Origin of the sequence: Dolichospermum lemmermannii CS-548, from assembly GCF_028330815.1 — a bacterium.
In the GTDB taxonomy this organism is placed as follows: Bacteria; Cyanobacteriota; Cyanobacteriia; order Cyanobacteriales; family Nostocaceae; genus Dolichospermum; species Dolichospermum lemmermannii.
On sequence record NZ_JAQMTJ010000095.1, the window covers coordinates 1 to 11,475 of the forward strand.

Sequence of the window (11,475 nt, forward strand, 5' to 3'; positions counted from 1 at the left end):
GCGGTCAACATAATCAGAAAAGTAGCTGCGATATTTAAGTTTGACTTAATTGGAGTAGGTAGAGGTTGTTTAAGTCAGCCTACGAAAGTTCTTTTATGGACTCTTCAGAAATCCCCGCGTCTTCAGACCGGGGAAGCTTAATAGCAACAGAAATTATTAAAATCAAGGAAACGGCAACATAGTTCCTACTCTAGATAGTTATGGATATCAGCTCAAAATTTCAACCAGGACAAATTGTGTCCTTGGATTATAGTCATCAAAATCTTTATGCAGAAGTTATTGAAATCGTGGTTTCCCGTCAATTGTGCTGGGTGCGTCCTTTACTGCTTGTGAACTCTACCCAAGAATTACCACTTGTGATGGATTTACAAAATGTATCTGATTTGTTATGGCCATTAGATTTATTTAGACCGGCTCTAGATACAGAAGTTATTGCTTTTTTGGGGCAACTTTTTCCCAAAGAACTCAAATTTGAGCCTGATTTAGGAGCTAAACAACAATTTAATTTATTTATTCATCAACTGTGGCAAGCATATCAACAAGGACAAGAAACATAAAGAGACTTAATTGCATAGGTAATACTAGCAACATAGGATGTTAATACGCATCCTCAATACCTTACAGTACGAGTATTATCCCCAGGTAGGAACTAACTGTACTCTACCAGCATCCATCTCTGCCATTAGTAATTCTAAAGCTTCATAGTCAACATCAGAGATATGACCTAGCTTTGTTAATTCTGAGTTAATCTCATTTTCGATTTCTGGCGTTAATTTGCGGATATGCAGGGCTTTTTCTACCAACTGACGAATCACGTATCGAGTTTTCATAACAAATAAACCAAATTGCAGTTACTAGTCATTATCTCAGACAATGTTCGGTATAAAAGGTGATTTATACCTCTCGACCCTGTGATTTAGATCACTACTAAATAATCAAGACCAGTTATTCGGTAACTCTGTTTTTATCAGCGACAAAGGTAAAAATCAGGGCTGACAACTACAGAGAAATTTTACTGAAACCACCTCCATTCCTAGCTTCAGCAATAGTATTGCTATAGCGACAGATGATTAATCTGCATTCAGAAGGCATAAGTAGATTGTTTTTTAACTCGCTAAAAAAAAATGTATATATAAGTACACTTTACCATTGACTTATGACAATCTTTAAATAAACCCACTCAACCTATAAAGATTGAGTAAAGAGACTTCCAACTTGTAGCCAAGCGAGGAAAAAAAGTTATCTTCAAACCAAATGCAAATTTAAACTTATAAAAGCTTATATGATAATTTAAATATAATTCCTAAAACTTTGCGCCTTTGCTTCTTTGCGCCTTTGCGCGAAACATAATTCATGCAGCACCAAATTTGCAAGATAAAATTATTGAACTCAAGTTAAAATCTCTAATTAATGCTAGTATCAGAGTGGTTAGCTGTAATTTATGGTAGCTAGAAGATAGCAAGTGGCTGTTTTAGTTGAACAATTAATAACATCGGATATTTTAAAACCTGCTCGTTACCTGGGTAATGAGCGTTTAGCAGTCCATAAGCCTTGGGATACGGCAACAATTCGTTGGGTTTTGACCTATCCAGAAGTGTATGAGGTAGGAGCATCAAATTTAGGGCATATCATCTTATACAATATTTTGAATGCCCAACCTCGTCAATTATGCGATCGCGCTTATCTACCAGGAGCAGATTTAGCCGCCAAACTCCGCACTACGCAGACACCCCTGTTTGCAGTGGAATCTAAACGGTGGTTAACGGACTTTGATATTTTAGGCTTTAGTCTCAGTTACGAATTAGGCGCAACTAACATCTTAGAAATGTTAGATTTAGCCGGAATTCCCGTCACTAGAGAAGAACGGTTACAGGGAAATTACCCGCTAATTTTTGCCGGTGGACAAACAGCAACATCTAACCCCGAACCTTATACAGATTTCTTTGATTTCATCGTTTTGGGAGATGGTGAAGAACTACTTCCCGAAATAGGCTTGGTTTTAGAAGAAGGGAAAAAAACAGGCTGGAATCGAGAAGAACTATTATTAGACTTGGCACAAATCCCTGGTGTCTATGTGCCGCAGTTCTATGAAATGGGTATTGGTGGGGCTGTATATCCCCTGCGTCCAGATGTCCCCAAAAGAGTCCTGAGAAGAGTAGCTACGCCCATTCCTGCCTATTCTATTGGCTTAGTACCTTATGTAGAAACAGTCCATGATCGCCTCACCATTGAAATTCGTCGCGGTTGTACTCGCGGTTGTCGCTTCTGTCAACCAGGAATGCTAACTAGACCAGCGAGGGATGTCGAACCGGAAAAAGTAGTAGAAGCTATAGAAAAGGGAATGCGGGAAACTGGTTACAATGAGTTTTCCCTGTTGTCTTTAAGTTGTTCTGATTATTTAGCCCTACCAGCGGTGGGGATGGAAATTAAAAATCGCTTAAAAAATGACAATATTTCCTTAACCTTACCTAGTCAAAGAGTAGATAGATTTGATGAGAATATTGCTAATATCCTGGGAGGTACGCGCCAAGGTGGGTTGACCTTTGCCCCGGAAGCGGGTACACAAAGAATGCGGGATATTGTTAATAAGGGTTTGACAAATGAAGAATTATTGAGGGGTGTAAAAACAGCTTGGTCACAAGGTTGGGATAAAATCAAGTTGTATTTTATGATTGGTTTACCCGGTGAAACAGATGCCGATGTGATCGGTATTGTAGAAACGGTCAACTGGTTAAAACAGGAATGTTGGGAAAAAGGCCGAAGATCGTTAAACTTTACCTTGACCATTTCTAATTTTACCCCCAAACCCCATACTCCCTTTCAATGGCATTCAGTCTCCACAACGGAATTTGCGAGAAAGCAAAATCTCCTGCGACAAGAGTTTCGCAAAATGAAGAATGTGAAAGTAAATTTCACGGATTTTCGCATCTCCGCCATGGAAGACTTTATTGGTAGAGGCGATCGCACTCTGGGGAAAGTGTTACGTAGCGCTTGGGAACTGGGTGCAGGTATGGATTCTTGGTATGATAATGTAGATGCAGCATTTACAGCTTGGGAAACAGCCATTACCGAAGCCGGTCTAGACTGGAAATACCGTCAAGTTAAAAATGGCGAATGGAATCTGTTTGCTGCTGACAACAAAGAACCAGAAACCCGAACTGCTTGCAGCAGCGCTTCGCTATCACCTTTGGATACTCCCTTACCTTGGGATCATATTGATACTGGCATTGATAAAAAGTGGCTACAAGAAGACCTCCAACGCGCTCTAGAAGCCGCAATTGTCCCTGACTGCTCTTTTGAAGGTTGTTCTCATTGTGGAGTCTGTGGCACTGATTTCGGTCATAATGTGGTTGTGGCTGCACCACCCATTCCCAGCTTTATCGGTGATTTTGTTCCCAACACCACCAAAGCTCAACGATTGCGAGTATGCTTTGGTAAACAAGGGGATATGGCTTTGGTCAGTCACTTGGATTTAATGCGTCTATTTGATCGAGTTATGCGCCGTGCCAGTTTACCAATTACATTCACAGGTGGTTTTCATCCTGGTCCGAGGATTTGTCTAGCCAGTGCTTTGACTTTAGGTGCTACCAGTGAAGGGGAAATTGTTGATTTTGAGTTGACCCAAGCCATTGATATTGAAACTTTTCATGCCCAATTGGTTAAGCAGCTACCTACTGACATCCCTATATATAATGTGGTAGAAGTAGATATCAAGTCTCCCTCTGCTACCCAATCTCTAGAAGCAGCCGAGTATTTACTAACAGTGTCTATACCCCAAAGCGAGGTACAACCGGCACAATGGCAAGGTTGGATTGAAACTATTAAAAATCAAGAGGAGATTTTATCGGCACATACAACTAAATCCGGTAAGCAGCAATTAATAAATCTGCGTGATCGCCTGTGGGAGATAGAATTAATTTCAGCATCCAACCGAGAATCAGACTCAACAGCAGTATTGCGTTATTTGGGTGTCTGTCGTCCCGACGGTGTGATCTTGCGTCCTGAGCAAATATTGTCTATGCTGGAAACAGTGGCGAATGGAGAATTTCACCTCTTGCATATCCACCGCAAGCGTCTAGTTATTGGATAACTTGCTAGTAGTTGCCAAAAATTAGGACATTGTGGGAATTGATTTTTCGCAAGGTTGCGTTAGAATGATAATCAAGAGAAATTTTCTGGTGCTGCCTTGAATGACCGAAAAGACGGGACACAAGCCTCGTCCTTCCAGGACGGCTTTATGTTAAAATTTGGTCATAGTCGCCATAGGGCATTGGGAGACTTTAAACGGACATGGAGGGACGATAAGACCACTTGTGGCGTGTTCTGGCGAAGTGTCAAGTGTTTCCCCGCACCTTCAGTTCGGTGGGTATGTCAATTGATTCACTACCTGTGATCATCACGGGAGCGAAGGCAAAAATATAAGAGTGTAACTTCTAAGATTGTATCCCAGACAAATTCCGCTGCTGATTACAAACCACTCTCTCTATGGCTACCTTGTGAATCAATCACTAACAATAGCTTTCGTCAACTTCTCCATTCACTGATACATTCTATCTCTTAAATAAGACTTGCTTTGATTGCGGGCTTTTATGCAATTGCTGCAAATGCAAGTGTGTTTAATTGTAAAAAATACCACGTAAGTATTGACAGAGATTAAAACCCTGCCAAAATTCTTGTAAAGATGACTCAGTGAGTTATCTGCACCCAGCTAGACTTTCTAGTAAAAACACGGATAGTGAATCCAGTGCTAAAGGCAGATTTCCCTCCGTCAGCAGATGGTAAACCCAAAAAAAACCGTGTCTAAACGCGGAGGTTTTACACAAAGTGTGTGCTATTTAGATATAGTCAACTTTACTTGATGAAGCGTTAACTTTGAAATAGATATCTACGGATATCCAAAGTTTAAATAGCAGCGTATAGTATGGAAAATTGGCCAAAGGCGGTTGATTGAAGTCTGTAAAATATATGCAGCTATTCAGGAATAATCCGGCGTATAAACGCATCCAAGGTATCATTAGTTAGCTCTTCATAACTTTGCAGAGTTACTCAAATTGCGAATTTTTATTACTAGTAGCGTCTTGTAGCAGCGACCGTCAGGACAAGCGGGATAACAGAGAACTTCCTTGTAATTCCCAGCGGTGCTGCCAATTTTTGAGGAAATTGAATGCCAAAACAAATTATCATCGCGGAGCAGTATCAAATCGCTGCTGTATTTTCGGAAGATCAAATACAAGAACTCGTTGTAGCTACTGGTCATCACCAAATTGGTGATATCTATTTAGGTGTAGTAGAAAATGTCTTACCTGGGATAGATGCGGCTTTTGTCAATATCGGCGACCCAGAACGCAACGGTTTTATTCACGTCACTGATTTAGGTCCATTAAGGCTAAAACGTAGTGCAGCAGCGATTACAGAACTGTTGACACCACAGCAAAAAACCTTAGTGCAGGTGATGAAAGAACCAACGGGATCAAAAGGCCCCAGACTGACAGGTAACATCACCTTACCTGGTCGTTATGTCGTGTTGATGCCCTACGGACGGGGAGTAAATTTATCGAGACGGATTAAGAGCGAAAGTGAACGTAATCGCCTGAGAGCTTTGGCAATTCTAGTAAAACCAGCCGGAATGGGGCTGCTGGTACGCACAGAAGCAGAAGGCAAGCCAGAAGAAGCAATTATTGAAGATTTAGAAGTGCTGCAAAAGCAGTGGGAACTTGTGCAACAAGAAGCAGTAACCTCTCGTGCCCCAGCTCTACTGAATCGTGATGATGACTTTATTCAGCGCGTTCTCAGGGATATGTATGGTGGTGATGTGAATCGCATTGTTGTTGATTCCAGCACGGGCTTAAAACGGGTGAAGCAGTATCTACAAAACTGGAGTGGTGGACAAACACCCCAAGGATTGCTAATTGATCATCACCGCGATCGCTCTCCTATCTTAGAATATTTCCGGATCAATGCGGCTGTCCGCGAAGCCCTCAGACCGAGAGTAGACTTACCATCAGGTGGTTATGTCATCATCCAACCGACAGAAGCCTTAACCGTCATAGATGTTAACTCCGGTTCTTTTACTCGTTCCGCAACTGCTAGAGAAACAGTGCTGTGGACAAACTGCGAAGCTGCGGCGGAAATTGCTCGTCAGTTACGGTTGCGGAACATTGCTGGGGTGATTGTGGTTGATTTCATTGACATGGAATCTCGACGTGATCAAATGCAAGTTTTAGAACACTTTAACAAAGCTCTAAAAGCTGATAAAGCTCGTCCCCAAATTGCTCAACTGACTGAACTAGGTTTGGTTGAACTCACTCGTAAACGTCAAGGCCAAAACATTTATGAATTATTTGGCGAAACTTGTCCTACTTGCGGCGGTTTAGGACATACCGTCAGATTACCGGGAGAAATGGAAAACCGCTTACCCATTCCGGCTGCGGACATCCCAGAGCGGTTTGTACCGATGCCACAAAGGGAATCTCGGACACCTGCACCTACCCGCATTCCTGATATCGGTAGCGTAGCTCAAGCCACACCCCGCGATACCTATGATGGTTTTGGAGATGGTTTTGAAACTGAACCAGAATTTAGCTCTCTCCATTTGATCAATCATCCTAGTTACCAAGAACTAAATGATAAGCGCCGGACCCGGACTCGTCGTAGTCGTATTGGTGTGAATGGCGCTAATGATAAAGATGAATCCCGCTTACCTACCAATCCTTTAGCTTTTGTCAATCATGCAGATTTAGACTTAGAAGAACCTGAATTACCAATCCCAGAAATCGCTCCACCTACTATTAATAAATCCGGTTGGACAGAAAGGCCAGAACGGGCAAAAGTCAAACTAGAACCGATTAAGGTAGAACCACCAGAGATTATTAATGTGGAAATGTCAGCAAAGGAACAAGATACATTTGCTGAAATGGGAATTTCTCCTTTACTCAAGTTAGATCGGGAGGGAAAAAATCCAAGATCGGTGATTATTAATGTTGTCCAACCAGGACAATCACCTATTGAAGAAACTGAATTTATCCCCGAACCAATTGTAATGGAAAAGACAATTCCTGAAGTTGTCACCATTAAAATACCGAAACCAACTTTTGAGCTAGAAGAAGAATCATCTTTCCCACCATTAGCAATATTCCCAGAATTGACAATAGTTCCCCAAGTAAAAGCAACTGAAACTGAAGGAAAAACTGAAATAGAAACAGAGATTGAAATAGAAGCTGAAACTAATAATGGATCTACTCCTAATCGTCGTCGTCGTCGTCGTTCATCAGCCTTAGATCCAGATGGTTTCGGACTATGATTTTCATGATTTATGTGATTGATTAATTAATTAAGTAAGTAAGTAGAACGGCTTGAATAATTCAAAGTTTGTAGTGAGGAACTTATTCCTCATTTGAGGTCTGAAGCCCTTACTACGAAATCATCTCCAGATTTTTTACATTACTTAATCTACTTTGATTTATTTTCGTCTACTTACTTACTTAAATCAATTACATAAATCATAGTTACGACTAATCATCTGAATCAAACAAATCACACAAATCACAGTTTAGACAATGGGAGAAATTAAACCTGCACTCTGGGATAATTCGAGTTGGTTAGAGTTTTCTAGCTACTCAAATATGCAGGGTGCAGTTGGGGGTGTGGACGAGGTAGGAAGAGGGGCTTTATTTGGTCCTGTGGTGGCAGCGGCAGTTATATTACCAGTAGAGGCTTTATCAATCCTGATGGTAGATAACATTAAGGATAGTAAAAAGTTGTCTAGCTCTCGCAGAACTAAACTAGCTGAAAAAATTAATACCCTGGCGTTAGACTGGAAAATTGGTTATGCTACAACTGCGGAAATAGATGAGTTGAATATTTTACAGGCAACTCTATTAGCTATGAAGCGGGCTGTTTTGAAGTTGAAGGTAAAGCCTGAACTGTGTTTGATTGATGGTAATCAGTTGGTGAAGAATTTGCCAATACCACAAGAAACAATTGTTAAGGGTGATGAACTATCGCTTAATATTGCCGCAGCTAGTATTATGGCTAAGGTTTGGCGTGATGATTTGGTGCAACGGTTAGCATTAAAATACCCTTTATATGATCTAGAACGGAATAAAGGTTACGGAAGTCCGCGTCATTTACTGGCGCTTCAAAAATACGGACTTTCACCTTTACATCGGCGTTCTTTTCGTCCTTGCCAAATTCCATCTTAAAACTACTCAAAATTCAAAGTTGGTAATATGGCTTGGTCACTCTACCGCTATCAGGAATGTTATGATCAATCTCGTTATTTTGAGTTTGCGAGATTACCCAATGCCGATAATCTGCTAAGAGGTGATGTAACAATCTTTGCTTAATTGTCAGTAGCACACTTTTGAGTAATCCATTCCCTGTAGTTTCTAAAATTGATTTGGGTGTAAAGGAAAATGGTTGTGGTATGTCTACTAAAACTTCCAAATCAGCTTTCCCTTGCAAGTGAGTTTCACCATTGAGTTGAACTGGTGATAAATAGCCTTTTAAATTCAGCGCAAACCTTTCGTTAATATACTCAAAACCCAGTATTTCACAACCGAGCGATCGCAAATAAATTGTACCGCTGGCATCTGCCCAAACTCTCATATCTACGGTTGGCTGAATACTCAGTGACATAAAAGACAGAGGACGCATTTTTAACCGAAAAACTTCGTCAGAAAGTTGTTGAATTCTTGTCTTATCAGCTAAGGCATTGACCAAACGTTGAGGTTGACGCAAGTAGTGTTGAATAGGAATAGATTGCTTAGGAACGGAAATTTCCACCGATTGAGAGGCAATAAACTTAGTAACCATGAGCAAATTAAACCATTTGTTTTTTTTATTGTAATATTTTTTAACAATTTAAATTGCTAAAAAATCAAACTTTCATTTCATTATTAATTAAATTCGCCAAATTTAAAAGCATGAATCTGAAAATCGCTCATTTAGGTCCACAGGGAACTTATACCGAACAAGCAGCTTTTTTTTATCTCAACTGGTTAAAAACCCATCAGGGCATTATCGCTAATTTATATCCTTATCCTAGCATAGCTCAATCACTACAAGCTATAGCAGATAAAAAAACAGAAATAGCTGTTGTCCCTGTGGAAAATTCTATTGAAGGTAGTGTCAACATGACACTGGATAGCTTATGGCAATTGGATAATTTAAAAATTCAGTTAGCGTTAGTTTTACCAATTCAACATACATTAATTTCCTATGCAACTAACTTAGATACTATTAAAACTGTCTATTCTCATCCCCAAGCGTTAGCTCAATGCCAAGGATGGTTATCACGTTTTTTACCAAATGTCAATTTAATTCCTAGTAATTCTACTACTGAAGCATTACAGAGATTAGAACAGGAAGTAACTACAGCGGCAATTTCTTCTAGTCGAGCGGCGCAATTGTATAATTTACCTATTTTAGCTAAGGGTATTAATGATTACCCAGAAAACTGTACTCGGTTTTGGGTGGTTAGCACGGAGGAAAATCATCCCATTGATTGTACTCATACATCCTTAGCATTCAGTGTACCAGCTAATATACCGGGCGCATTAATGAAAGCATTGGCGGTATTTGCTCGTTTGGGTATTAATCTCAGTCGGATTGAATCGCGTCCTACAAAACGCTCTTTGGGCGAATATTTATTTTATTTGGATATTGAAGCAGATGTGAATGCACAGATGATGAAATCTGCTTTAAGAGAGTTACAAAATTATACAGAAATCTTGAAAATCTTTGGTAGTTATAGCGTGTTACCCATTAAGTAAGTTGGCGTTAAACAATCAACATATGTAACGAAATGTAAATTCGACAAATACCTTATAGATAGGTTATTTAAGGGTTTTTACGAAAAAAATGTATATTGATTTTATCGTGCCGACTTACTTAGTTTATAATTGGAGACTGGGGATTGGGGCTTGGGGATTGGGGATTGGTGAAAACTATTCTTCTTCCTCCTTCCTTCTTCCTCCTGAACTCCTTCCTTCTTCCTCCTGAACTCCTTCTTTCTGACTCCTGTAATAGTGTAAAAATATATAGAATCTTCTGCAAATATCCATTACATTACTTTTTAACAGTTTTGCGTAATTCCCCACCCTCGATGTACTCATAGGGTGGGGATGTAAGCAAGTCAAAAACGAAACGTCTGGATAATTAATTTTCAACACAGTTGAAAGAAATTATTCAGACAGTTGAGTTGTTGACAACTATATTTTATTTATGCCAAATTATCAATGTATTTCTCTACAAAGTTAGCGAATTTAGCAACCATAAGTCTTTATTGACTGTCATCAGTGCCGAAATTAGATAATAGCAGTATACTATAAAAACCAAGGAGGTGATTGATGATGGCATTACGGAGATCAACTTTCCGACTATATCCAAATAAACAAGTCAGTGAAATGTTGTCCTACCACCGCCAACTGCATAAAGACTTATATAACGCAGCTATATCGAACCGTATTACTTCATATAAAAAGTTTGGTAAATCTGTTTCTTACTTTGAACAACAGAACTGTTTACCGGATTTTAAAGAAGTTTGGATAGAGTATAAAGCCATAAATTCTCAAGCATTACAAGCTACCTTAAAACGGGTTGATTTTGCTTTTCAAAGGTTTTTCAAGGGACTAGCAAAGTATCCTAGATTCAAGTCAATTCGTCATTATTCAGGTTGGACTTATCCATCATTCACTGGATGGAAAGTACATAGCACAGGTGATAACGGCTATTTAGAATTATCAAAAATCGGTCAAATCCAGATGCGTGGTCAAGCTAGACTTTGGGGACATCCTAAAGCCTTAGATATCCTCAACCGCAACGGTAAATGGTATGCCTCAATTGTTCTAGAAATTGATGATGTTTTACTTCATAATAGCCGGAAAACTGATGACGGAATTATTGCAATTGATTTAGGTTGTAACGATGCAATTGCTTGGACAAATGGGTCAGAAAATGGTTTAGTTCAGGCACCTCGTTTTTTCAGAAAGGCAGAACAAAGAAATAAACAATTAGGAAAAGCTAAACGCAGAAAACGCGCTCCTAACTTCAACAGTTCGGCTTCGCTCACTGTTGACCCTGAGCGAAGCCGAAGGGTCAAAAGGAAAATTAAGGCTTCTAGAAGGTGGAAAAAAACGACTAAGTTGGTTAGTAAGTTGAATAGAAAAGTTGCTAACCAAAGACAGAACTTTGTTCACCAAGAAACTACACGAATAATCAGCAGTAATAGCACGGTAGTTACTGAAAAACTAGAAGTCAAAAACATGAGTGCCAAAGCTAAAAGGGGTAAACGTAAAAAGCAAAAAGCTGGTCTAAATAAATCAATTCTTGATGTGGGTATGGGGATGATAAAGGATGCCTTAAAAGCTAAGTTATCAGACATTGGTGGCTTATTTGTAGAAGTTCCTACAAAGAAGGTAAAACCATCTCAAACTTGTCCTCAATGTGGAAATCAAGAGAAGAAAACTTTAGACC

The 11,475-nt window shown here is 39.7% G+C and carries 8 protein-coding genes; 6 read left to right on the top strand and 2 right to left on the bottom strand.

The window, feature by feature from the left end; all coding sequences use genetic code 11:
• Positions 1-200: 200 nt before the first annotated feature.
• Positions 201-557 (top strand): hypothetical protein, encoded by a 357-nt coding sequence (locus PN450_RS06185; RefSeq protein ID WP_271835747.1) that lies wholly within the window; start codon positions 201-203, stop codon positions 555-557.
• Positions 558-632: 75 nt separating this feature from the next.
• Here the strand turns inward: PN450_RS06185 and PN450_RS06190 are convergent, their stop codons facing one another.
• Positions 633-830: a hypothetical protein gene (locus PN450_RS06190; protein WP_015078743.1), complete on the bottom strand. Its 198-nt coding sequence runs from the start codon at positions 828-830 to the stop codon at positions 633-635.
• A gap of 632 nt (positions 831-1,462) precedes the next feature.
• On the opposite strand from PN450_RS06190, the gene PN450_RS06195 reads away from it, so the two are divergent.
• From PN450_RS06195 to PN450_RS06205, 3 genes are all read left to right on the top strand, one after another.
• Positions 1,463-4,090: a TIGR03960 family B12-binding radical SAM protein gene (locus tag PN450_RS06195; protein ID WP_271835748.1), complete on the top strand. Its 2,628-nt coding sequence runs from the start codon at positions 1,463-1,465 to the stop codon at positions 4,088-4,090.
• A 1,074-nt stretch (positions 4,091-5,164) separates the two neighbouring features.
• Entirely contained in the window at positions 5,165-7,300 is a 2,136-nt protein-coding gene (gene rne / locus PN450_RS06200) for a ribonuclease E (RefSeq protein WP_271835749.1), read from the top strand.
• Between the two features lie 256 nt (positions 7,301-7,556).
• Positions 7,557-8,201: a ribonuclease HII gene (locus tag PN450_RS06205; RefSeq protein ID WP_271835750.1), complete on the top strand. Its 645-nt coding sequence runs from the start codon at positions 7,557-7,559 to the stop codon at positions 8,199-8,201.
• Positions 8,202-8,214: 13 nt separating this feature from the next.
• Here the strand turns inward: PN450_RS06205 and PN450_RS06210 are convergent, their stop codons facing one another.
• Positions 8,215-8,814 (bottom strand): DUF1997 domain-containing protein, encoded by a 600-nt coding sequence (locus PN450_RS06210; RefSeq protein ID WP_271835751.1) that lies wholly within the window; start codon positions 8,812-8,814, stop codon positions 8,215-8,217.
• A 110-nt stretch (positions 8,815-8,924) separates the two neighbouring features.
• Here PN450_RS06210 and pheA point away from each other — a divergent pair, with 110 nt between their 5' ends.
• Positions 8,925-9,773: a prephenate dehydratase gene (pheA, locus tag PN450_RS06215; RefSeq protein ID WP_271835752.1), complete on the top strand. Its 849-nt coding sequence runs from the start codon at positions 8,925-8,927 to the stop codon at positions 9,771-9,773.
• 579 nt (positions 9,774-10,352) lie between these two features.
• On the top strand, positions 10,353-11,475 hold a 1,123-nt coding region (locus PN450_RS06220; RefSeq protein ID WP_271835754.1), incomplete at its 3' end, for an RNA-guided endonuclease InsQ/TnpB family protein.

Coding starts and splice junctions, on each gene's coding strand:
- PN450_RS06185 (WP_271835747.1), top strand. CDS start 201: ATGGATATCAGCTCAAAATTTCAACCAGGACAAATTGTGTCCTTGGAT.
- PN450_RS06190 (WP_015078743.1), bottom strand. CDS start 830: ATGAAAACTCGATACGTGATTCGTCAGTTGGTAGAAAAAGCCCTGCAT.
- rne (WP_271835749.1), top strand. CDS start 5,165: ATGCCAAAACAAATTATCATCGCGGAGCAGTATCAAATCGCTGCTGTA.
- PN450_RS06205 (WP_271835750.1), top strand. CDS start 7,557: ATGGGAGAAATTAAACCTGCACTCTGGGATAATTCGAGTTGGTTAGAG.
- PN450_RS06210 (WP_271835751.1), bottom strand. CDS start 8,814: ATGGTTACTAAGTTTATTGCCTCTCAATCGGTGGAAATTTCCGTTCCT.
- pheA (WP_271835752.1), top strand. CDS start 8,925: ATGAATCTGAAAATCGCTCATTTAGGTCCACAGGGAACTTATACCGAA.